General features: G+C 64.7%; 21 protein-coding genes and 1 pseudogene. 8 read left to right on the top strand and 14 right to left on the bottom strand.

Annotated features, from left to right (window positions below; all coding sequences use genetic code 11):
- Window positions 1-2: 2 nt before the first annotated feature.
- From metX to ACQUQO_RS11700, 3 genes are all read right to left on the bottom strand, one after another.
- Entirely contained in the window at window positions 3-1214 is a 1212-nt protein-coding gene (metX, locus tag ACQUQO_RS11710; RefSeq protein ID WP_435078200.1) for a homoserine O-acetyltransferase MetX, read from the bottom strand.
- Entirely contained in the window at window positions 1211-2494 is a 1284-nt protein-coding gene (locus ACQUQO_RS11705) for an O-acetylhomoserine aminocarboxypropyltransferase/cysteine synthase family protein (RefSeq protein ID WP_435078199.1), read from the bottom strand. Before ACQUQO_RS11705 ends, metX begins: the two co-directional genes overlap by 4 nt.
- A gap of 356 nt (window positions 2495-2850) precedes the next feature.
- Complete coding sequence (locus tag ACQUQO_RS11700; RefSeq protein ID WP_435078198.1) at window positions 2851-3333, bottom strand: peroxiredoxin family protein; 483 nt, start codon at window positions 3331-3333, stop codon at window positions 2851-2853.
- 117 nt (window positions 3334-3450) lie between these two features.
- Here ACQUQO_RS11700 and ACQUQO_RS11695 point away from each other — a divergent pair, with 117 nt between their 5' ends.
- Window positions 3451-3918: a hypothetical protein gene (locus tag ACQUQO_RS11695; RefSeq protein WP_435078197.1), complete on the top strand. Its 468-nt coding sequence runs from the start codon at window positions 3451-3453 to the stop codon at window positions 3916-3918.
- Here the strand turns inward: ACQUQO_RS11695 and ACQUQO_RS11690 are convergent.
- Entirely contained in the window at window positions 3915-5081 is a 1167-nt protein-coding gene (locus ACQUQO_RS11690) for a pyridoxal-phosphate-dependent aminotransferase family protein (RefSeq protein ID WP_435078196.1), read from the bottom strand. The genes ACQUQO_RS11695 and ACQUQO_RS11690 overlap by 4 nt on opposite strands.
- Before the next feature lie 165 nt (window positions 5082-5246).
- On the opposite strand from ACQUQO_RS11690, the gene ACQUQO_RS11685 reads away from it, so the two are divergent.
- Together ACQUQO_RS11685 and ligA are read left to right on the top strand one after the other, a co-directional pair.
- A complete protein-coding gene (locus tag ACQUQO_RS11685) occupies window positions 5247-5729 on the top strand; it encodes a VOC family protein (protein WP_435078195.1) in 483 nt (160 codons plus the stop codon).
- A 90-nt stretch (window positions 5730-5819) separates the two neighbouring features.
- Complete coding sequence (ligA, locus tag ACQUQO_RS11680) at window positions 5820-7949, top strand: NAD-dependent DNA ligase LigA (protein ID WP_435078194.1); 2130 nt, start codon at window positions 5820-5822, stop codon at window positions 7947-7949.
- A gap of 6 nt (window positions 7950-7955) precedes the next feature.
- Here the strand turns inward: ligA and ACQUQO_RS11675 are convergent, their stop codons facing one another.
- Both ACQUQO_RS11675 and ACQUQO_RS11670 read right to left on the bottom strand, forming a co-directional pair.
- Window positions 7956-8798: an ABC transporter permease gene (locus ACQUQO_RS11675; protein WP_435078193.1), complete on the bottom strand. Its 843-nt coding sequence runs from the start codon at window positions 8796-8798 to the stop codon at window positions 7956-7958.
- Window positions 8795-9739 carry an ABC transporter ATP-binding protein gene (locus tag ACQUQO_RS11670; protein ID WP_435078192.1) on the bottom strand — a complete coding sequence of 315 codons (945 nt, stop codon included), beginning with the start codon at window positions 9737-9739 and terminating at the stop codon, window positions 8795-8797. The genes ACQUQO_RS11675 and ACQUQO_RS11670 overlap by 4 nt, the downstream gene beginning before the upstream one ends.
- 437 nt (window positions 9740-10176) lie before the next feature.
- Here ACQUQO_RS11670 and ACQUQO_RS11665 point away from each other — a divergent pair, with 437 nt between their 5' ends.
- From ACQUQO_RS11665 to ACQUQO_RS11655, 3 genes are all read left to right on the top strand, one after another.
- Entirely contained in the window at window positions 10177-10551 is a 375-nt protein-coding gene (locus tag ACQUQO_RS11665; RefSeq protein WP_435078191.1) for a hypothetical protein, read from the top strand.
- A 225-nt stretch (window positions 10552-10776) separates the two neighbouring features.
- Complete coding sequence (locus ACQUQO_RS11660; protein WP_435078190.1) at window positions 10777-11949, top strand: DUF7343 domain-containing protein; 1173 nt, start codon at window positions 10777-10779, stop codon at window positions 11947-11949.
- A 26-nt stretch (window positions 11950-11975) separates the two neighbouring features.
- Complete coding sequence (locus ACQUQO_RS11655; RefSeq protein ID WP_435078189.1) at window positions 11976-13712, top strand: excinuclease ABC subunit C; 1737 nt, start codon at window positions 11976-11978, stop codon at window positions 13710-13712.
- An 88-nt stretch (window positions 13713-13800) separates the two neighbouring features.
- Here ACQUQO_RS11655 and ACQUQO_RS11650 read toward each other — a convergent pair whose 3' ends face one another.
- The 4 genes from ACQUQO_RS11650 to ACQUQO_RS11635 form a co-directional block, all read right to left on the bottom strand.
- On the bottom strand, window positions 13801-14010 hold the full coding sequence (locus tag ACQUQO_RS11650) for a hypothetical protein (RefSeq protein WP_435078188.1): 210 nt from the start codon (window positions 14008-14010) through the stop codon (window positions 13801-13803).
- Between the two features lie 126 nt (window positions 14011-14136).
- Window positions 14137-14565, bottom strand: coding sequence for an acyl-CoA thioesterase (locus tag ACQUQO_RS11645; protein ID WP_435078279.1), 429 nt, complete (start codon window positions 14563-14565; stop codon window positions 14137-14139).
- 95 nt (window positions 14566-14660) lie between these two features.
- Window positions 14661-15656, bottom strand: coding sequence for a ribonucleotide-diphosphate reductase subunit beta (locus ACQUQO_RS11640; protein WP_435078187.1), 996 nt, complete (start codon window positions 15654-15656; stop codon window positions 14661-14663).
- Window positions 15656-18094 carry a ribonucleoside-diphosphate reductase subunit alpha gene (locus tag ACQUQO_RS11635; protein ID WP_435078186.1) on the bottom strand — a complete coding sequence of 813 codons (2439 nt, stop codon included), beginning with the start codon at window positions 18092-18094 and terminating at the stop codon, window positions 15656-15658. The genes ACQUQO_RS11640 and ACQUQO_RS11635 overlap by 1 nt, the downstream gene beginning before the upstream one ends.
- 326 nt (window positions 18095-18420) lie before the next feature.
- On the opposite strand from ACQUQO_RS11635, the gene ACQUQO_RS11630 reads away from it, so the two are divergent.
- Window positions 18421-18543, top strand: a complete 123-nt coding sequence (locus tag ACQUQO_RS11630) for a hypothetical protein (RefSeq protein ID WP_435078185.1) — start codon at window positions 18421-18423, stop codon at window positions 18541-18543.
- Here the strand turns inward: ACQUQO_RS11630 and uvrB are convergent.
- The 3 genes from uvrB to ACQUQO_RS11615 form a co-directional block, all read right to left on the bottom strand.
- Window positions 18540-20609, bottom strand: a complete 2070-nt coding sequence (uvrB, locus tag ACQUQO_RS11625) for an excinuclease ABC subunit UvrB (RefSeq protein WP_435078184.1) — start codon at window positions 20607-20609, stop codon at window positions 18540-18542. The genes ACQUQO_RS11630 and uvrB overlap by 4 nt on opposite strands.
- 75 nt (window positions 20610-20684) lie before the next feature.
- Complete coding sequence (locus tag ACQUQO_RS11620) at window positions 20685-21095, bottom strand: hypothetical protein (RefSeq protein ID WP_435078183.1); 411 nt, start codon at window positions 21093-21095, stop codon at window positions 20685-20687.
- 50 nt (window positions 21096-21145) lie between these two features.
- On the bottom strand, window positions 21146-22039 hold the full coding sequence (locus ACQUQO_RS11615) for a sulfurtransferase (protein WP_435078182.1): 894 nt from the start codon (window positions 22037-22039) through the stop codon (window positions 21146-21148).
- Between the two features lie 247 nt (window positions 22040-22286).
- Between ACQUQO_RS11615 and ACQUQO_RS11610 the strand changes: the two genes are divergently transcribed.
- Window positions 22287-22424 (top strand): YHS domain-containing protein, encoded by a 138-nt coding sequence (locus tag ACQUQO_RS11610; RefSeq protein WP_435078181.1) that lies wholly within the window; start codon window positions 22287-22289, stop codon window positions 22422-22424.
- Between the two features lie 22 nt (window positions 22425-22446).
- Here ACQUQO_RS11610 and ACQUQO_RS11605 read toward each other — a convergent pair.
- Window positions 22447-22794: pseudogene (locus tag ACQUQO_RS11605) on the bottom strand (class I SAM-dependent methyltransferase); the annotation flags it as partial.

Genomic DNA, 22794 nt, shown 5'->3' with positions numbered 1-22794 from the left:
ACTCAGTCGCCGAACAGGCTGGCGTGGACGGGCGCGAACGCCTCGCCGGTCTCGGTGGTCGTATCGGTCACGGCGCGGCCGGCGGTGCCGTGGGCGAGGAAATCGGCGATGGGCGGGCCGACGTTTCCGGGTTCGACGAGGAACGCGTCGTGGCCGTGGTCTGAGTCGACGACGTGGTGGGCGACATCGACGTCCGCCGTGCGACACGCCGCGGCGAGTGCCTCGGACTGCTCGGTCGTGAAATGCCAGTCGCCGGTGAAGCTCATCACGAGCACCTCACCATCGAAGTTTGCGAGCGCGTCGGCGTCAGAGGCGCAGCCGGCCGCAAGGTCGTAGTCGTCCATCGCGCGCGTGAGGTAGAGATAGCTGTTCGCATCGAAGCGTGCGACGAACTTGCTGGCGTTGTAATCGAGATAGGATTCCACATCCCGATAGGGGAAAAAGCCCGCCGCGGGGTCGATGGGGAAGTCCTCGCGGGTGGCGTCCCGGCCGGCGGCGCGCCGACCGAACTTCCGGGCCATCGAGTCCTTCGAGAGATACATCAGATGGCCGAGCTGGCGTGCGAGCGCCAGTCCGTCGTCGGGTTCGGAGTTCCCATAATAATCGCCGCCCGCCCAGTCGTCGTCGGTCGTGATGGCCCGGCGGGCGATGCCGTCGAGGGCGACACACTGGGCGTCGAGCCGGGCGGCGGCCGCCACAGGAATGGCGCGCTCGACGCGTTCGGGATAGCGTTTCACCCATTCGAGGACGTTCATCCCCCCGACGCTGCCGCCGACGACCGCTGCGAGGGTCGAAATCCCGAGGTCATCGCACAGACGGCGCTGGGCGCGCGTCCAGTCCGTGACCGTGACCGGCGGGAAGTCAGTTCCATAGGGCTCGCCGGTGTCGGGATTCGTCGCGGCCGGTCCCGTCGAGCCGTAGCAGGAGCCGGGCACGTTCACACAGATGACGAACTGTTCGGTGGTGTCGATGGCCTTGCCGGGACCGACGACGTCATCCCACCACGCACGGGCCTGTCCGTCCGTTTCGGCCGTCCAGCCGCCTTCTCGCCCACCGCTGGCAACGTGGTGACTTCCGGTGAGCGCGTGACAGACCAGTACGGCATTGTCGCCGGTGAACTCGCCGTGGGTCTCGTAGGCGAGTTCGAGGTCCGGGATGGACTCGCCACACTCGAAGGTGAACGGACCCAGCGAGCGGGTCTCGCGCGTCGTCATCGGATGGCCGCCTCCAGGTCGGCGACGATATCATCCGCATCCTCGATGCCAACGGAGAGCCGCACGAGGTCGGGAGTCACGCCTGAAGCGCGCTGGTCGGCTTCGGAGAGTTGGGCGTGGGTCGTGCTCGCCGGGTGAATCACCAATGTCTTCGCGTCACCGACGTTTGCCAAGAAACTGGCGAGTTCGACGTCCTCACAGAGGCGCTTGCCCGCCTCGTACCCTCCTGAAAGGCCGAACGCTATCATCCCGCCGAATCCGCCATCGAGGTATTCGCGGGCGTTCGCGTGCGTCTCGTGGCCCTCCAGTCCGGGGTAGGCGACCCACGCGACCGACTCGTGGTCGTCGAGATACTCGGCCACCCGGCGGGCGTTCTCGGCGTGGCGCTCCATCCGGAGATGGAGGGTTTCGAGTCCTTGAAGGGTGAGCCACGCGTCAAAGGGTGACTGACTCGCGCCGAGGCTCCGGACGGCGCGCTGGCGGGCGGCGGCGGTAAACGCGCGGTCGCCGAATTCCTCGGTGAAGTTCAAGCCGTGGAAAGCGGGATTGTCGCCGCCGATTTCGGGATATTTCTCGGGATAGTCGCTCCACGGGAACGAGCCGCCGTCGATGAGCGCGCCGCCGACCGTGGTGCCCGCGCCGTGAATCCACTTCGTGGTCGATTCCCAGACGAGGTCCGCGCCGTGGTCGAGCGGGCGACACAATGCAGGAGTGGCGAAGGTGTTGTCCACGAATAGTGGCACACCGTTGTCGTGGGCCACGTCGGCGATTTCCTCGATGTCCGGCGTGACGAGCGAGGGGTTGCCAATCGTCTCACAGTGGACGTAGGCGGTGTGCTCGTCGATGGCGTCGGCGTAGGCCGCGGCGTCGAGCGTGTCGACGAAGCGCGCCTCGATACCTCTTCTGTGGGCGGTGTGGCTGAGATAGGCATGGGTCCCGCCGTAGATGGAGGCGGCGCTCACCACGTTGTCGCCCGCCCCGGCGAGGACGAACGTTGCGGCGTCGAGGGCGGCCATCCCCGAGGCGGTGCAGAGCGCGTCCACGCCGTTTTCGAGGTCCGCGAGACGGTCTTCGAGCATCGAAACCGTGGGATTCGAAATCCGCGAATAGACGTCGCCCTCGGTCTCAAGCGCGTAGAGGTCCGCGGCGCGGTCGGCGTCGTCGAAGGTGTAAGAAGTCGTCTGATACAGCGGCGGCGCGCGGGACCCGGTCGCCGTATCCGTGCCCTGCCCGGCATGGACACAGCGCGTGCCGAACCCGCGCCCTTCTGCGTCGGTCATGTATGCAGTGCATATATCGCCACCCATCTATAACCACGAGTTACGGCAAGTGTCGCCGGTCGTCGTGGTGGAGAGTGGTCAAGATGGAATGCACCGGCGTGGAAAATCAAATCGAGCGAAAATACAACGACAACAGCCGATTCGTCACATCTGTTTCCGATACAAACGAGAACCGCAGGCCACACCCTCCCCAACCGATTCCTTCGCTCGCTACGCTCGCTCAGTCATCCCTCGCGCGAGTCGCGCCTACGGCGCTCCCGCGCGCCACCGCTACCAGTCAAATTGTTTCATCAGTCGCGTCTTCATCCGAAAAATCGGCTCGTTCGCGGTCGGTGCAGCGTCCGGGAGTGCTGTCGTCAGTCGCCGAAGGGGTCCTCGAAGTCGTTGCGGATGAAATACCGGACCCAGTTGCCGTAGGTGCGGTCGGTGAGACCGTCGGCGACCTGCTCGTAGCGGATATCGCCGTCGCCGTCGATGACGTAGGTGCCGACGACGCCCGTGAGACCGTGGCTCGTCTGCTCGGTGCCGCTGTACTGGTCGGCGACCTCGCCATCCGGGTCGGCAAGTAGTTGAAAATCGAAATCGAAGCGGTCGCGCATCTCGACCAGTTTCTCGCGCTCGCTCGTGACGACGGGGAGGATGTCCACGCCGTCGTTGAACCAGAGGTCGTAGGCGACCTCGCTGTACGTTCCCAACTGTTCGGCACAGAAACTACACCAGTAGCCACGGTTGACGAGGACGATTGTGGGACCGGATTCGAGCGTCTCGGAGAGGGTGACCTCGCCGCCGGCGGTGCTCGGAAGGGTGAAATCGGGGGCAGAAATCGATTCGTTGCTCACGGCTAACGAAGGGGCGTCAGTCGGATAAATCCCATCCGACTATGCGGCGCTCGCACAGATCCGCCGGTTGCGTGTGCCGGGAACATTCATATCCGTCGGCCGCCATAGGTTTCAACAATGGCAGACGACACTCCCGAAGAAGCAATCGAACGCGGAATGGAGGCGTACTTCGCTGGCGACACCATCACGGAGCTACTGGAGGGTATCGACGTCGAGGCGCTCGCCGAGGGTGCGGCGCTCGACGACGCCGTCGAGTACGAACGACTCGGAAGGGTCCTCGGTGCGCTCGTCGGGCGGCTGGCCGCCAAAGGTGCGAGCAGTAGCGGGCTGCTCGGTCGCGTCGTGAAGGAATCGGCCGGCAGCGAGGTCGGCGGTCGCGTCGGCGAGGCGGCCGCGGTGGCGCTCGTCGAGAACGTCGACATCGACGCGCTCGCCGAACAGGTCAAATCAATCGGCGACGGCGAACGGCTCGGCGAGGGACTCGGCGACGCGGTCCGCGGAACGGGCGCGGCGTTCGGACCTGAGGCGTCGGCGGACACCGACTGGACCGAAATCGATGTCGAGGACGCGAGCGAAGAGGGTTAGAGTTCCGCACGCGCCGCGTCGTGGCCAGCCGCGGAATCGACGTCGTGGCCGACCGCCGCGAGCGCCTCGCCAACCGTTTCGATGCCGCGAAGCACCTGCTCGTCGGCGAGTTGGCCCATGTTGCTCACCCGGAAGATGTCGCCACCGAGGTGGGCCTGTCCACCGCTGATGGAGACGTTACGCTCGGCGACCGCATCGAAGAAGTCGTCGGGATTTTCGCGCACCCCATCGGGCAGGGCGATTGCCGTGACGGTGTTCGAGTACTCGCTGGCGTCGTCGAGCGTCGGAAACCCATCGAGTCCCATCGCCGCAAAGCCGGCACGGAAGGCGGCGGCCTGCCGGCGGTGGCGTTCGATGCGTGCCTCCATCCCTTCCGATTGGATGTCCTCGACGGCGACCGCGAGCGCCCGAAACAGCGAGACGGCGCTCGTGAACGGCGTCTGGTGCTGTTCGGCTTTCCGGAGGTGCCACTCCAGATCGGCGTAAAAGGGCGCGCGCTCGCCGTCGAGGTGTTCGACCGCCCGGTCGGCCACGTACAGCGCGCTGATTCCGGGCGGCGCGGCGAGCGCTTTCTGGGAGTCCGTGATGGCGATGTCGACGTTCCAGTCGTCGATGCGGAAGACATCGCCGCCGATGGAAGTCACGCCGTCGACGACGAAGCGGGCGTCGTGGTCGGCGGCGATCTCGCCGACCACGGCGACGGGGTTCAGGATACCAGTCGAGGTCTCGTTGTGGACCATCGTCACGAGGTCGGTGTCGTCGGTGACGTGCTCGGCCACCGTGTCGGGGTCGAGCGCCTCGCCCCACCCGACCTCGACCGGCGTCACGTGACAATAGCGCTCGGCGATGCGCTTGAATCGCCGGCCGAACTTCCCGTTGACAAGGGCGACGACCTCGCTTTCCGCGTCGACGAGGTTGGCGACGGCGGCCTCCATTCCCATCGTCGCCGTGCCGTTGAGGATGAGACTGGTCCCACCGGCGCTGGTCGCCCTTTCCTGTGGCGTCGAGTGCTCGAAGACGTATTCGAGTCCGTCCTGTGCGCGCTCGTAGACCGTCTCGAAGTCCGTCGAGCGGTGTGAGACCATCGATTCGTCCATCGCCGCGCGGACCTCCTCGGTGACGGGCACCGGCCCGGGATTCAACAGCAGGAAGTCATCGCTCATATTCGACTGTGCGTCCCGGTTCACATAAACCTCGCCGGTATCGCTCCATCTTGCCACGACACGGCCGGTTGTGGCGGACGGGTTCCCGGTAGGCGGCCACCGCCATCGGTCCCAACTGTGGTGACCATGCTGAGACTTTTGGAACCGGGGGAGCAAGCGGAGGCGATGGAGTCCGTGAGATTCACCCACGTGAGCATCTCCGCGAACGACCTCGACGAGTCGGTCCGCTTTTACACCGACCTGTTCGGGATGGAGCGCATACCGTCGCCCGACTTCGACGTCCCGGTGGAGTGGTTGCGGTGTGGCGACCGACAGCTACATCTGTTCGAGCGTGACGTCGACGCCCCCGAGCATCACCATCTCGCGCTACACGTCGACCGGTTCGAGGAGGTCTACCGCGTGGCGCTGGATGGGGACCTCTTCGAGGACTACTTCGACGAGACGACGCCGGCCGTATACGAGCTTCCGGACGGGTCGATACAGACGTACATCCGGGACCCGAGCGGGAACCTGGTGGAGTGCAACAGACCAACCGACGAGGGACTCAGCCCGGAAATCGCCGAGACCATCAGACGCCAATCCGAGGTGGTTCCACAGTCGGACGAGGCCCTCCGTTCGAGCCTCTATGAGGTCGAGAACCGAGGGTAGGAGGAGCGTTCGCGGGCCAGTGTTCGGGTTCCATAGGACGACGACAGTGAGGCGAACGGCCTAAGCGGAGCGGGGGAGTAGCCCGGGAAAATGACGCGTTCGGACGCTGCGGCTGCGGAGAATCCCTACCTCCGCGACCCGCCCACGGAGTTCGAAGACCCCGACGACCTCGCCGAGGGAGCGGCCCGCGGGCAGGCCGAACAGTTGCGCGAGGCCATCCGACAGCACGACCACCGCTACTACGTCGAAGCCGACCCCCAAATTCCCGACCGGGCCTACGACGCGCTGTTCGCCCGGCTCGAAGAGTTGGAGGACGCCTTCGACATCGCAACCGAGACCAGTCCCACTCAACGGGTCGGCGGCGAACCGCTCGACGAACTCGCTACTGTCGAACACGTCGCGCCGATGCTCTCCATCGATTCGAGCGGCGACCCCGAGGAGGTGAGGGAGTTCGACGAGCGGGTCAGGCGCGAACTCGGTACTCCCGAGGGCCAGCAGTCGCTCACGAACTACGAGTCGAGCGAGACCGATACTGACCCCGACGTCGAGTACCTCTGCGAACCGAAGTTCGACGGGCTTTCCATCGAAGTCATCTACGAGGACGGTACCTACGAGCGCGCCGCGACCCGCGGGGACGGCCGCGAGGGCGACGACGTGACCCAGAACGTCCGGACCATCAGGTCCGTTCCACAACGCCTCCGTGGGGCGTATCCCGACTATCTGGCCGTGCGTGGCGAGGTCTACATGCCCCGTGATGCCTTCGCCGAGCACAACCGCGAGCGCGTCGAGCGCGGCGACGACCCCTTTGCGAATCCCCGTAACGCCGCCGCGGGCACGCTCCGCCAACTCGACCCCGCCGTCACCGCCGAACGGCCGCTCGCCTGCTTCTTCTTCGGCGTGCTCGACACGAGTCACGAGTTCACGAGTCACGAAGAACAGTACGAGAAGCTGCGCGAGTTGGGGCTACCGGTCAACGACCGGGTGGCGGTCGTTTCGGACATCGAGGACGCCATCGACTACCGCGACCGAACGGGCGAGGCGCGCGAAGACCTGAACTACGAAATCGACGGCACCGTGTTCAAGGTCAACGACCTCGCGGCCTGCGACCGATTGGGAGCGACCGCGCGCGCGCCGCGATGGGCCTACGCCTACAAGTTCCCCGCCCGGAGCGAGGTCACGAAAATCACGGATATCACGGTGCAGATCGGCCGCACGGGGCGGGCGACGCCGGTCGCGCTGCTCGACCCCGTGGAGGTCGGCGGCGTCGAGGTCTCGCGCGCGACGCTGCACAACCCCGGCGAAATCGCGGAATTGGGGGTGAACACCGGCGACCGGGTGCGCCTCCAACGCGCGGGTGACGTGATTCCCTACGTCGTCGAGGTGGTCGAGGACGGCGGTGAAGGTGTCTTCGAGTTTCCCGAAACCTGTCCGGTCTGTGACAGCGCCATCGAACGCGACGGTCCGCTCGCGTTCTGCACAGGAGGAGTGGCCTGTCCCGCCCAACTCCAGCGCGCGCTCGAACACTACGCCAGCCGCGAGGGCCTGGACATCGAGGGATTGGGCGAGGAGCGCATCGACCAGTTGCTGGATACAGAATTGGTGACCTCGATTCCCGACCTCTACGACCTGCGGGAGACCGACCTCGCCCGGTTGGATGGATGGGGCGAGAAGAGCGCGGCGAACCTCCGGGCCGAACTCGACAGGTCGAAAGAGCCGCCGCTTGCCGAGTTCCTCACCGCGCTCGGCGTGCCAGAGGTAGGGTCGACGACCGCCGAGAGCCTCGCCCGCGAGTTCGGGACGCTGGACGCGCTGATGGACGCGAGCGAGGTCGACCTCCGCGAAGTTACGGACATCGGCCCGCGCGTCGCGAGCGAGATTCGGGACTTCTTCGACAGCGAGCGAAACAGGGAGACGGTCGCCGGCCTGCGCGAGCGCGGCGTCGACCCCGAATCGGTCGAGCGCGAGCGCGGCGACGCACTCGCCGGCAAGACGTTCGTGTTCACCGGCGGGCTGTCGGAACTGACGCGCGAGGAGGCCGAGAGCCTCGTTGAAGGGCATGGTGCGAGTAGTACGGGCAGCGTCTCGGGCAACACCGACTACCTCGTGGTCGGCAAGAATCCCGGACAGACGAAGCGCGAGGACGCCGAGCAGGAGGGCGTGCCCGAACTCACCGAGGAGGAGTTCGTGGAGCTACTGGGTGAGCGCGGTATCGAGCTCTGACGGTCGTCAGAGGTCGGTGCGCTCGAAGCGGCGATAGCCGAGCGCGAGCGGGACGATGATCCAGACCGCGAGAATCACGAACCCGAACCAGTCCTGGAGGTAGAACGCGTCGGGGGTCGGGCCGGTGATGGCGAGCGTCGTCGGGTTCTTCGGGAGCAGCGACCGCGCAGCGTTGCTGTACGCGCTGCCGGGCGGAAGGGTTTGTAGGAAGAAATACCAGTCGCCGGGTGCTTGCTGGGGAAGACTGAGTCCGTTCACGAGATAGACGATGGCGATGCGCACCGGTCTCCAGAGGAACTCCAGGACGGCGAGCAGCGAGAGACCGCCGATGAGTGCCCGAAACGTCGAGGTCGTCGCCGACGAGATCGCGACCCCGATGGCGATGTAGGCGAGGCCGAGCAGGACGGTGGCGAAGGCGAACGCGACGTAGTTCACCGGGGTGAAGCGGCTCGACTGCCAGAAGATCACCGCCGCGCCGACCGCGAAGCCGACGACGACCGGCACGACCAGAACGCCAGTACGGCCGAGCGCCTTCCCGAGAACGACGTCGAGCCGGGAGTGGGGCAGCGAGAGCAGGAGCTTGATGCGCCCGCTCTCGCGCTCGCCGGCGACGGCCTTGTAGCCGAGCGCCAGCCCGAGTATCGGGACGAACAGGCTCGCGGGCGTGAGCAGCGAGAAGATGAGCACCAGCGCCGTCGGGTCACCGCCCGTTCCCGGCTGTGGCTGAATCCGTGCAAAGAAGTACGAGGCTCCCGCCACGAACAGCACGAACAAGCCTGTGAGTCCGAGCAGTACCCGCGAGCGGAGCGCATCCCGGAAATCCTTCCGGGCGACCGCGAGCGTGCTCACGCGCGCGCCTCCTGTTCGTCGGTCGTGTAGCTTGCGAAGACCTCCTCCAGCGAGCCTCCGACCGTATCGAAGTCGGCCACCGGCACGCCGTTGTCTTCGAGCGTTGACAACACTGTCGTCTTCGCGCCGTCCGCACAGTCGACGGTCAGCCGCTGGTCGTCGGCTTCGACCGTCGAAACGCCGTCGAGCGCGCGGACCGCCGCCACCGCGTCGTCGGGAAGGCGCTCGACGTCGATTACGAGGGTTGTCCCACTGCCCGCTGCCTCGCGCAGCCCCTCGACGGTGTCCTCGGCGACGAGTTCGCCGTCCCGGAGGATACCCACACGGTCACAGACCGGTTCGACCTGTCCGAGGACGTGGCTCGAAAAGAACACGGTCGCGCCCCGGTCGCGCTCGGCGCGAACGATGTCGCGCATCTCGCGCGCACCGTTCGGGTCCAACCCCGTGGAGGGTTCGTCGAGAATCAGCAGGTCCGGCTCGCCGATGAGCGCCATCCCGAGGACGAGGCGCTGGGCCATCCCCTTCGAGTAGCCACCGGCCGTGCGGTCGATGGCGTCGGCGATGCCGACCCGCTCGGCGATGTCGGCCGGGTCGTCGTCGGCGTTCTTCGACTCGATGGCGAAATCGAGGTGCTGGCGGCCGGTCAGGCGGTCGTACGGCGAGAACCCCTCCGGGAGCACGCCGACGCGCTCGCGCACGCGCTGGCTCTCGGTACGGGCGTCGAGATCGAGTACACGCGCGCTCCCCGCCGTCGGCCGAACGAAATCGAGCAGCACGTTGATGGTCGTCGATTTCCCCGCCCCGTTCGGCCCGAGAAAGCCATAGATGTCGCCCTCACGGACCGTCAGGTCGAGATTCGAGAGCGCCGCGACGGGCTCGGAACGTCCCGAGAGCCCGCCGCCGTAGCGCTTGGTCACCCCATCGAGTTCGATGGCTGCCATGTGCGGGTGTTTTCGGCACCACGGTATGGGCCTTCCCATTCGGTGCTCTCGGGAGGGCCCCTCACGCAGAAATGGCCAATATTTCGTCATATTTCGAGTTATTCCACGGCATTCAGGCGGTATCGAACACCAAAAAGATAGGATATCCTACTGTTTCGGGCGTGAAACGGTAGAATATCCGAACACACATGGGGGTTTCACGCCGTATTCCGAGACCGTAAGGCGACTGTCGACCGCGAACGACGGGGGGCGACTCGCGGGCTCGGGAGCACGGAGTCAGAGTGGCTGACTTCGGTCTGCCGCACGTCCGACAAATATTATATAACTGTAACGAAATGGGCGTGAAATACGTCGTCAGGGGCCGTAACGGTGCGCAACAGTCGGAACAGGACGGGCTATTTATGTGGTCGAGGCTGCTGGTGTCGAGTGCAGAACGCATGACAAGCAAACGATTCGGCGCGCTCGGGGAGCGGCTTCCCTCACGGCGCGTTCTGGCGGTCGGTCTCGTTGCCGCGCTGCTCGTCTTCGCCGGCTGTATGGGCGGCGGTGGCAGCGGCAACGGTAGTGGCGAAGGAACGACAGCGATGAGCGGCGAGGAGACGACCATGATGGGCGGTGAAGAGACCGAAATGATGGGCGGTGAAGGAACGACAGCGATGAGCGGCGAGGAGACGACTATGATGGGCGGTGAAGGAACCGAGATGAGCGGCGAGGAAACCACCATGATGGGCGGCGAGGAGACGACCATGATGGAAGGTACCGACATGGGTACCGAGATGATGGGCAACACGACGACCGAGATGGCGGCCTAGATCCGGTCCCCAGCCCTCTCGACATCGCGACGCGGTCGGCGCTGCCGACCGTTCGTTTTTATCGACGATAGTGACGCGACCGTCCGACGTGCGTCGTCGCCGGTCGATTCTACGGTGTTGCCGACTCGACGACAGGGCCGCCGTTGGGACCGTCAGGACACGATACGTGCAGTTCCCTGTTGACCGACAGTATAATACCGAGCGCACGCCGAGGGTATGCGAAGGATGAGCGATGGCGCGCGCGTACTGGCGGGAATACTCTGTCTGGTGGTGCTCGCCAGCGCCGCCGTCCCGGCCGTCGCCCAGTCCGGAGCCGGCATCGGCGAGGTCGAAGTGTCGGGCGAGGGCGTCATCGCCGCCACCGAATCCGGCAACGGCTCGACGTATCTCTGGAGCGACGAATCGGTCAACGTCAGCGTCGAATTCACGGACTACCCCGAGGCGCGCAACTATCGCGTCTGTCTCGGTGCCGACCGGGAGCAAGCGGTCGACGAACTCGACTGCAACCCGAAAGCGCTGTCGGCGGGAACGAACGGCACCGCCGAGTTCGCGAACGTCACGTGGCCGGCGAACACCACCGGCCAGCAGGGCCTCGTCGTCGAACTCCAGAAGCTCTCGAACGAGAGCAACGCGACGGTGCTCGACCGCACGACCGTTCCGGTGGCGGTGCTCCGACGACAGGGCGACCTCGACGGCGATGGGCTGGCCAACGCCCGCGAGGTCGAGGCGGGCTACAACGTCTCGAACCCGGACATGGATGCGGACGGGCTGACCGACGGCGCGGAGGTCAACCAGTACGGTTCGGACCCGCAGGACCCCGACAGCGACGGCGACGGCATCCGCGACGGTATCGAAATCCAGCGCGGGACCGACCCGACGACCGGCGACACCGACGGCGACGGACTCGCCGACCCGCTTGAGGCAACCCTCGGCACGAACCCGACGAACGACCTGACGCCGGTCTGGCTCGTCGTCGGACTAGTGCTCGTCGTCGCCGTCCTCGTGGCCATCGGCGTGTTCGGCCGCCGACAATGGCGCGAACGCTCCGGCGAGCTACTGACTCTGGGTTCGAACGCGAACTCCGAGCCGAGAGCCGACCCGGACGACGGTGTGGATTCGACAAGTGGGGAGTCCACGACCGAGGTCGCCGAACCGATGCCGATGACCGACGAGGACCGCGTGCTGGCGCTGCTGCGCGAGCATGGCGGGCGGATGAAGCAATCACAGATCGTCGAGCGAACCGAGTGGTCGAAGGCGAAGGTGAGCCGGTTACTCTCGTCGATGAACGAGGAGGGCACCGTCGAGAAGCTCTCCATCGGCCGCGAGAACATCATCAGCCTCGACGGCCACGGTCCGGAGGCCGCGCGCTCGCCACACGAGGAGAACGCGTCAGACTGAAGCGCCTCGCGCGCCTTCAGTAGCCGATGGACCCAGCGCACGTCCGCGAGCGCGCCGGCGACCTCCCGCGCGAACCGGGCGTCTATCAGTTCCGCGACGGCGAGACGACCCTCTATGTCGGAAAGGCCGTCGACGTCCGCGACCGGGTGCGCTCGTACGCCGACCCGCGCTCGTACCGCATCGGGAAGATGGTCGAGCGGGCAGAGGAAATCGAGTGTGCGGTGACGGATACCGAGACGCAAGCGCTCTTGCTGGAGGCGAACCTCATCAAGCGCCACCAGCCCCGCTACAACGTTCGCCTGAAGGACGACAAGTCCTACCCCCTCGTGCAACTCACCGACCACGAGTTCCCGCGCATCGAGATCACCCGCGACCCGAACCCCGGAGCCGTGGCGTTCGGGCCGTACACCGAGCGCGGACGGGTCGAAACCGTGGTGAAAGCCCTCCGGGAGACCTACGGCGTGCGGGGCTGTTCGGAGCATAAATTTTCCGGGCGCGACCGGCCCTGTCTCGATTACGATATCGGTCTGTGTACCGCGCCGTGTACCGGCGAGATAGGGGCCGAGGAGTACATCGCTAATGTCGAGTCGGTCGAGCAGTTCTTCGAGGGAAGTACGGGAGTGCTCGCCGACCCGCTGCGCCGCGAGATGGAGCGCGCAACGGATGGAAAGAACTTCGAGCGGGCCGCGAACCTGCGCGACAAACTCGAAGTCGTCGAGTCGTTCCACGAGGGCGGTGGTGAGGCCGTGTCGGCCCACACGGGCGAGGAATGGGTCGACGTGCTGGGTGCGGTCGTCGAGGGCGAACGTGCGACAGTCGCACGCCTCCACAGCGAGGGGGGCCAGCTCGTCGAGCGCGACCGCCACACGCTCTCGGTGCCCGACGACGGCGAGGAGGGGGTCGGGGGGGTGCTCGCGGCCTTCATCGTCCAATACTACGCCGAGCGCTCGCTGCCCGATGCACTGTTGCTCTCCGAGCGATTCAGCGACGACGAACTCGACGACTGGCTCGAAAGCGAAGGGGTCGCGGTGCGCGTTCCCGGTGCGGGGCGCGAAGCGACTTTGGTCGAACTGGCGCTCAAAAACGCCCGTCGTGGGCGCGGACAGGCCGACGGAACCGCGGCGCTCGCCGACAGACTCGGCATCGAGCGGGCGGACAGAATCGAAGGGTTCGACGTGAGCCACGCACAGGGCCGGGCCGCCGTCGGCAGCGACGTGACGTTCGTCGACGGCAGCCCCGCGAAATCTGACTACCGCCGGAAGAAACTCGACGACGAAAACGACGACTACGCGAACATGCACGCGCTCGTCGCGTGGCGCGCACGGCGAGCGGTCGAAGAGCGAGACGATAGGCCGGCCCCCGACCTGCTGCTCATCGACGGCGGCGAGGGCCAACTGAGCGCCGCACGCGAGGCGCTCTCGGAGGTTGGTTGGGATGTGCCAGCAGTCGGGCTGGCGAAGGCCGAAGAGCGCGTCGTCACCACGGATGGAAGCTTCGCGTGGCCCGACGACGCGCCCGAGCGCCACCTGCTCCAGCGGGTGCGCGACGAAGCTCACCGTTTCGCCGTCCAGTACCATCAAACCGTGCGCGACGAGGTGAAGACGGCGCTCGACGACGTGCCCGGCATCGGGCCGGAAACCAGAAAGCGACTGCTCCGGCGCTTCGGCAGCGTTGACGGCGTGCGCGGAGCCTCACCGGACGAACTCCAGTCGGTGGCGGGCGTCGGCGAGAAGACCGCTACGACGATTCGCGGGCGACTTTGAACGGCAATCAGTACCCGGTTTGTAGATGCACGCAAGCAACTCACTCTCGATTCCAGTCGTCGTACGCTATATCAACCTCCAAATTCAGTCATCGAAATTCTCGACGGTAGAGCCGGCCGAGGGTGATGACGGCGATTCCAGCACACATGAGACCGACGACGAACCCCACTGTGGGCCCCAAAGTCACGCCCGCACCGATGAGTGCAACGAGAAAGACGAGCATATCCAACTGTGAGCGGGTCTCAAACTCGAAATCCGAGGGCACACTTTCAGTTTCTAACGAGGATGATTCCGACATGGTTACGGAACTATCTCTCGTGGTACGTTAAAACCCCGTTTCCAGTGGCACGCCCTGCCATCACTCGAAGTCGTCGAGCGGTCCGAAAAAGAATAGAAACATCCCAACCGCCGCATCCGCCAAGAATTAGCCGGTGCGTTCGCGGTGTTCGCGCCGCTGGTCAAGCGCGCGCTCGCGGAGGTCGCGCTGTTCGTCGGTCGGGCAGGAAAGTTCGGGAACCGGTCGCGTACTGTGGGAATTATCGACGGCGACAAAGGTGAAAAACGAGGTCGTGGTCTCGCGGACCACGCCCTCGGTGGGTCGCTCCGCGGTGACGGCGACTTTCACATCCATGCTCGTTCGGCCCGTCTCGAAGACGTACCCCGAGAGCGTGACGATGTCGCCCTGCTCGATTGGCGCGAGGAACTCGACGCCCTCCATCGCGGCGGTGACGGTCAGGCCGCCCGAGAACCGACGGGAGGCGATTGCGCCACAGATGTCCATCCAGTGGAGTACCGTGCCGCCGAGTGCCTGACCGAGGTTGTTCGTATCAGTGGGCATCAGGATTTCGCTCATCTCGGTGTGCGAATCACCCAACGTCGCCTCGCCAGCGCTCTCGGCGGTCGAGTCGGCAGCCGCGTGGTCGACAGCGGTGTCGGATTCGGCCACGCTCACCACTCCAGCGAGCCGCCGGTGCGGTACTCCGTGACCTGCGTCTCGAAGAAGTTCTTCTCCTTGTTCAGGTCGGCGGCCTCCGAAAGCCACGGGAACGGGTTGTCGGCGTCGTACTCGGGCGCGAGGTCGAGCTGGCCGAGGCGGCGGTCGGCGACGTACTCGACGTATTCGGCGAACTGGTCGGGTCCCATCCCCAGAATCTCCTCGGGACAGGCCTCGCGGGCGTAGCGTCGTTCGAGTTCGACCGCTTCGGTAACGAGTTCTCGAACTTCCTCGCCGAACTCCTCGGTCCACGCGCCGGTCTCCGTGCGGATGGCGTCGATGAGGTCGACGCCGAATCCCAGGTGGAGCGACTCGTCGCGCATGATGTACTCGAACTGCTGACCGACGCCGGTCATCTTCCCCTGTCGCTTGAGGCCGAGCATCATCGCAAAGCCGGCATAGAAGAAGATTCCCTCCATGATGACGTAAAAGCCGATGAGGTCGCGCATGAAGGCCCGGACGTCGTCCTGACTCTGGATTTCGAAGTCGTCGCGGTCGATGACGCGCGTGAGGTCGACAACGAACTCGTCCTTGTCCTCGATGGCGGGAATCCGGTCGTACATCCCGTAGAGGTAGTCCGGGTCGAAGCCCAAGCTATCACAACAGTAGATGAACGTGTCGGTGTGGACGGCCTCCTCGTAGGCCTGTCTGAGGAGGTACTGGCGACACTCCGGGGCGGTGACGTGGTCGTACACCGCGAGCACGATATTGTTCGCAGTCAGGGACTCGGCGGTCGAGAAAAAGCCGAGGTTCCACTCGACGAGTTGGCGCTCGGCCTCGGTGAGGTCGCCCTCGTTCCACTGGCGAACGTCTTCGCCCATCGGAATCTCCTCGGGCGTCCAGTTGTTCGCCACGCCGTCGCGGTAGTACTCGCGCGCCCACTCGTAGTCGATGGGCAGTATCTTGTTCGGGTCGTGGCCGTCGGCGTCGGTGGTGTAGGTGATGGGCATTACTGGCAGGCGTCGCAGGTCGGGTCCTCCACGGTCGGGAGGTCGGTTTCGTCGCTATCCGAGCCAGCTTCCTCGACATTGCGGGTCTGCGTCCGGCCGTATTCGGCCATGTCGATGGTGGATTTCTCGAACTGGCTCGCGCCGAGGGTGCGGAGGTAGTAGGTCGTCTTCAGGCCGAGTTCCCACGCCGTCCGATAGACGTCATCGAGCAGCGAGCCATCCGTCGAGGGGAAGAAGACGTTCACCGACTGGCTCTGGTCGAGCCAGATGCCGCGATTGGCGGCGAGCCTGAGCTGGTGGCGCGGGTCGATTTCGAACGCGCTGCGGTGGCGTTCGCGCACGTCCTCCGGAATTTCGGTGATCTCCTGAATCGAGCCGTCGTGGTACTTGATGCGGTCGAGCATCTCGCCGTCCCAGAGATTGCGCTCGTCGAGGTCGGCGACGAGGTGGTCGTTGACGACGGTGAACTCGCCGCTCATATTGGATTTGACGTAGAGGTTGGAGTACAGCGGTTCGATGGAGGGCGTGGTGCCCGCGATGGTCGAAATCGTCGCCGTCGGCGCGATGGCCATCGTGTTCGAGTTGCGCATCCCATGAGTGGCGACGTGCTCGCGGACCGGTTCCCAGTCGAGGCGTTCGGTCACGTCGACAGGAATCTCGCGGTCGCGTTCGGCTTCGAGGAGTTCCACGGTGTCCTGCGGGAAGATATCCCTGTCCCACTTCGACCTCTCGTAGGACTCGTAGGTGCCGCGCTCTTCGGCCAGCCGTGAGGAGTTGAGGATGGCGTGATAGGAGTGGAACTCCGCGATGTGGTCGGCAAAATCGACCGCCTCCTCGCTCGCCATCGAAATCCCCTGTTCGAGCAGCGCCTCGTGAAACCCCATCATGCCGAGGCCAACAGGTCGATGACGCATGTTCGAGCGCTCGGCGCGGTCGGTAGGGTAGAAGTTGAGGTCCACCACGTCGTCGAGCATCCGCATCGCCGTCTCGATGGTGTCGGCGAGGCGCTCGCGGTCGATACCCTCGATGGCTCCGTCGTCGTCCGCGTCCGCGACGTGACGCGCGAGGTTCACGGAGCCGAGGTTGCAGACCGCTGTCTCCTCGTCGGAGGTGTTGAGCGTGATTTCGGTACAGAGATTTGAAGAGTTGATGACGCCCGCGTGGTCCTGTGGCGAGCGCACGTTGCAGGCGTCCTTGAACGTGATCCACGGGTGGCCGGTCTCGAACAGCCGGGTGAGCATCGTCCGCCAGAGGTCGGCGGCGTCGTGGCGTTCGTACTGGTCGATTTCCCCGTTTTCGGCTTGGCGCTCGTACTCCCGATATCGCCGCTCGAACTCCTCGCCGTAGGTGGAGTGAAGGTCGGGCGTCTCGTCGGGAGAGAACAGCGTCCACTCCTCATCGTTTTCGACACGTTTCATGAACAGGTCGGGCACCCACGCCGCGGTGTTCATCTCGTGGGTGCGCCGGCGCTCGTCGCCGGTGTTGCGTTTCAGGTCGAGGAAGGCAGGGAAGTCGAGATGCCACGGTTCGAGGTACGCACACGCCGCGCCGCGGCGTTTTCCCGACCGATTTATCGCCGCGGTCACGTCGTTCGAGATGTTGAGGAAGGGCACTATGCCCGTGGACTCGACACCCGTCGAGGAGATGTGTGCGCCGGCCGCGCGGACGTTGGTCCAGTCGTTGCCCAGCCCGCCGGACCACTTCGAGAGCTTCGCGTGGGCCTTGTAGGAGTCGAAGATTCCTTCCAAATCGTCCGGCACAGTCGTGAGATAGCACGAAGAGAGCTGTGGGTGGGTCGTGCCGGCGTGGAACAGCGTCGGCGTCGAGAAGACGAATCGGAGGGTAGAGAGCGCGTCGTAAAACTCCTTTGCGCGCGCGAGGCGCTCGTCTTCGGGTTCGGCGAGCGCGACGCCCATGGCGACGCGCATCCAGAACGCCTGCGGGAGTTCGAGCGGGTCCTCGCCCTCGGTGAGGAAGTACCGCTGAGCGAGCGTCGTCATCGCCATGTATTCGAGCCGGTCATCGCGCGCGGGTTCGAGGGAGTCGGCGAGCGCGTCGAGGTCATACTCACACATTCGCTCGTCGAGAATATCGGCTGCGACGCCGCGCTCGATACCCGCACGGAACGTCTCGCGGTAGCGCGTTTCAGGGATACCCTCCGGGCCGGGTTCTTCATCGGCGACATCGCGGTAATGCTGATGGCGGAACACCGCGGCAGCGAGCCGGCTATACCGTGGCTCGCGCTCGATACGGGCAGTCAGGACCCCGATGAGCGCCTCGCGGGCCTCCGCGTCGGTCGCACCCGCATAGAGGTCGCGTTCGGTCGCGGTGACGATGTCCGCGGCAGCACTCTCGGTGAGTATTCCCTCCTCCGGGCGCGCTCGGTCGAGCGCCCGACGAACGATGTCCGCCTGTGCGGCCTGTGCTCCTTCGGTCATGGTGTGACTGTCGGTCGGCGCATGGTTGTGACTGGTTGTGGGTCGCTGTCCGGCGATTCCCGGCGAACGGAAACCGCGTCCGTATCGAACGAGCAGGCGGAACTCGGATAAATCTTTCCAATGCTGCTTTCAGTAATACAAATTTGTTTGTTTGTAGTGGTTCCGAGACGGTCGGCGTCGGCTCACCGAAAAGGTAGAGAACGACAACCGAAGGCCGAACCAACGGATGCGCAATTGGAGCAGCTACCGACTCGGCGTGGCGGTCGCCCCCTGCTCGTCTTTGCCGTCTCGTCAGGCGTTACGTTCTCGCGAGTTATCGCATGTTCATGAGCAGCATGCCGCTCCTCGCGACCGTCGTGGTCGTCGCTTTCCTCTCACTGTGCGGGTTTTACGAATCGATGGCCGAATTCATCGCATCGAACCGTTCGACGGAGCGGACAGCGGGCTAAAACTCCGCTTCCGGCGGTACGCTCTCCTCGGGCGGAACGCCGTCCTCGCCTTCGAGGGCGAATTCCTCGCGGAGTTCGCGGATGCGGTCGCGGATGTCCGCCGCGAGTTCGAACTCCAGATTGCCGGCGGCCTCGTCCATCCGGTCTTCGAGGTCGGCGACGAGGTCCCTGGCGTCGTCGGTCGAGTCGGGTTCGAGAGTTGCCGTCCCGCCGGTGTCGGTTTCGGCCCCCGGCAGGTTGGTCTCGCCGACCTCCTTCTCGATGGTTCGTGGCTCGAAGCCGTGCTCTGCGTTGTATTCCTGCTGGATTTCTCGGCGGCGCTGGGTTTCGTCGATGGCCGACTGCATCGAGTCGGTCACGTCGTCGGCGTACAGCACGACCTCGCCGTTGACGTTTCTTGCTGCGCGGCCCATCGTCTGAACAAGAGTAGTCTCCGAACGCAGGAATCCCTCCTGATCGGCGTCGAGAATCCCCACCAAGGACACTTCGGGGATGTCGAGACCCTCCCGCAGGAGGTTGATGCCCACGAGCACGTCGAACTCGCCGAGTCGGAGACCGCGGACGAGTTCGTGGCGTTCTAAGGTGTCGGTCTCGTCGTGCATGTACTCGACGGCGACACCGGCCTCTTCGAGATATTCGGTGAGGTCCTCGGCCATCCGTTTGGTGAGGGTGGTCACGAGAGTCCGCTCGTCCCGTTCGGTGCGCTCGTCGATGCGTTCGAGGAGGTCGTCGATCTGGCCATCGACCGGCGAGACTTCGATGGCGGGGTCGACGAGATGCGTTGGTCGAACGATCTGTTCGACGACCTGCTCGGAATTTTGGCGCTCGTAGTCGGCGGGTGTGGCGCTCACGTAGAGCGTCTGGCCCGTGCGCTCTTCGAACTCGGGCTGGCGGAGCGGGCGGTTGTCGTAGGCCGTTGGGAGCCGGAAGCCGTTCCCAACGAGTGAATCCTTGCGGGACTTGTCGCCTGCGAACTGACCCCTGATTTGGGGGGCGGTCTGATGGGATTCGTCGATCACAGTCAGAAAGTCGTCGGGGAAGTAATCGAGCAGGGTCGATGGCGGGTCGCCGGGGTCGCGGTCGGAGAGATGCACCGAATAGTTCTCGATGCCCGAGCAGTAGCCCGTCTCGCGCAGCATTTCGAGGTCGAAGGTGGTGCGCTCCTCGATGCGCTGGGCCGCCACGAGGTCGTTCTGGCGCTCGAAATACGAGACCCGCTCGTCCATCAGGCCCTCGATTTCGTCGATGGCGGTGTCGAGGCGATTTTCGGGAATCGAGTAGTGCTCCGCGGGGTGAATCAGGACTGCCGGCTCTTCACTTTGGACCTCGCCCTCCAAGGGGTCGAGCTTGGTGAGGCGGTCGATTTCGTCGCCCCAGAACTCGACCCGCACCGCGAACCGGCCGTACATCGGGAAGATCTCCACCGTATCGCCCCGAACCCGAAAGGTGCCCTGCGTGAAGTCCACGTCGTTGCGTTCGTAGTTCAGGTCCACGAGCCGGCCCAACAGTTCGTCGCGGTCGATTTCCTGACCGACATCGAGTTCGAGGCTCATGTCGATGTAGTTCTGCGGGTCGCCAAGCCCGTAGATGGCCGAGACCGAGGCGACCACGATGACGTCGTCCCGCGTCAGGAGTGAGCGCGTCGCCGAATGGCGCAACCGGTCGATCTCGTCGTTGATGGAGGCATCCTTGTCGATGTAGGTGTCGCTGGCCTCGACGTACGCCTCGGGCTGGTAGTAGTCGTAATAGGAGACGAAGTATTCGACGGCGTTGTCGGGAAAGAGGTTCCGGAACTCCTCGTAGAGCTGGGCCGCGAGGGTCTTGTTGTGGGCGATGACGAGCGTCGGCTTCTGAATCTCCTCGACGACCCACGAGACGGTGTTGGTCTTGCCCGAGCCAGTGACCCCGAGCAGCGTCTGTGCGTCCATCCCGTTCTGGAATCCTTCGGCGAGTTGCTGGATGGCTTCGGGTTGGTCGCCGGCAGGGTCGAAGGGAGCCTCGACGCGAAACGGGGTGTCCTTTCCGGGTCGGTCCGGCTGGAGCGGGCCGGACTGGGTGTCGCTCATTGGAGAGTGAAGGGACTGAAGCCACTTGACGCGCTCGCTCGGGGCGAATCGGCCATCGTTCGACGTGTGGAGCGATCAGGGAGTTCCGACGTACCGATGACGACGATAGAGGTAGAACAGCGCAGCGGGCATGGTAACGGCGTAAACGACGACGGTAAACAGCGCACCGAGATGAACCAGACCGACGAGACCGTACAGATACTGATTGGGTCGCCAATCGAGGTTGCTCTGGCGGACCCGACGGGCGTCCATGAACAGGCTGATTGTGAATATCGGTCCACTCGCCCACGTTGCTGCCACGAAAACGACCGTCCCGAGGAGGAAGACGAGCGATTCGATGCCGTGAGGAACGAGCTGGCCCGGGTCAGTCCCGGGCACGACAGTAGTGGTCAGCCTGACGCCCGCCCATCCAACCCAGACGAACACTAACAGTACGAGCGTCGCGGCGATTCCGTACCACCACCGCGAGGAAAACGATTCAGTCATACCGCTACCGGCCTCTGCCCAAAAAATAAGTGTTGCTACGGCTATCCGAGTCAGTTATGCTGACCTTCGCCCTTCTCGATGGGCGAGCGGATGATGTTGCCCCACTCGGTCCACGAGCCGTCGTAGTTCTGTACGTCGTCGAAGCCCAGCAGTTCCACAAGCGCGAACCACGCAATCGAGGAGCGCTCGCCGACCCGGCAGTAAGTCACGACCGACTGGTCTTCGGTGATGTCGGCATCGGCGTAGAGTTCGCGGAGTTCGTCGGCGGACTTGAAGGTGCCGTCGTCGTTGAGCACTGTGGCGGTCGGGACGTTGCTCGCACCGGGGATGTGGCCGCCGCGCTGGGCGGTCTCCTGGAGTCCCTCGGGCGCGATGACTTCGCCGGTGAACTCCTCGGGCGAGCGCACGTCGACCATCGGCAGGCCACCCTCGACGGCCTGCTCGACGTCTTGGCGATAGGCCCGGATGCTCTCGAAGGGACCTCGCGCGGTGTAGTCCTGACTCGGGAAGTTCGGTACCTCCTCGGTGAGCGGGTAGTCGTTTGCGACCCAGTAGTCCTTTCCGCCATTCAGCACACGGGCGTCCTCGTGGCCGTAGTATTTGAACTGCCAGTAGGCAAACAGCGCGAACCAGTTGGGGACGCGGCCGCCGCCGTAGAACACTACTGTACTGTCCTCGGTGACGCCGGCCTCGCCCATCGTCTCCTCGAAGGCGTCCTTCGAGAGGATGTCGCGGGTCGTCCGGTCGGTGAAGTCCTCCTCCCAGTCGAGGAAGACCGCACCGGGGGCGTGGCCCTCCTCGTAGGCAGTATAATCCGAGTCGGTCGTGACCGTCGGATTGTTCACTTCGAGCAGTCGGTAGTCGGGGTCGTCGCTCTGGAACTCGTCGAGATGCTCTTCGACCCAATCGGCCGAAACGAGCACGTCGTTTGCGTAATCACTCATGGCCACGTACCCCTTCGACGCGGAGGTATATATTACCGGTACTTTCGGCAGGTTCCGCCACTACTGCGGACTTCCCGGCAATATTTCCCGATAGCTGCCGAGCATTCACGGCTTGCCGTCGATACGGCAGCGTTCGGCACCGTATCGGGAGGAAAAAGCGGGTTCGATTGCCGATATCGGAGGAGGAGACCGAGACACCTGCGACTGCTGGCACCGAGTGTATTGCCGCAGGCGCGTATCGGAGGATATGCAGTGTACGGTCTGTGGAGCCGACATCCACAAGGAGAACGAACCGGAGCAGACCGAATACGAGGGCGAGACGTACTATTTCGACTCGACGGAGTGCCAGGAACGCTTCGAGGAGAGTCCCGACGAGTACGCCTGAATCGACCGGGTGAACGCCGTGCTCAAGGAACGACGCCGACGGTGAGAAGCGTCCCGAAGGTTCGATAGCGCTCGACCATCGCCTCGCGCGTCACGAACTCCTCGGTCGGAAACTCGCTTTCGGCAGGGATTTCTGTCTCGCGGTCGGGAATCGTGTCTTGGGCGGCGACGTGAAAACCTGCCTCGCGGAAGGCCTCACGGTACTCGTCCATGTTCCAGCGGGTCATCGCCACGCTAATGGAGTCCTGCCAGTCGTGACTGTGGACGTTCTCCTCGTAGTAGTTCACCGCACAGTCGCTAGTTGTCCACTTTGGCTCAACAGCCCAATAGCTGATACGTTGTAGGAATGAAGCGGATGAATCAGTGACCTG

The organism is Halococcus sp. AFM35, from assembly GCF_051195015.1.
Lineage (GTDB): Archaea > Halobacteriota > Halobacteria > Halobacteriales > Halococcaceae > Halococcus.
Note: the sequence above shows the minus strand (reverse complement) of the source record. Positions and strands in the feature narration are given on the sequence as shown.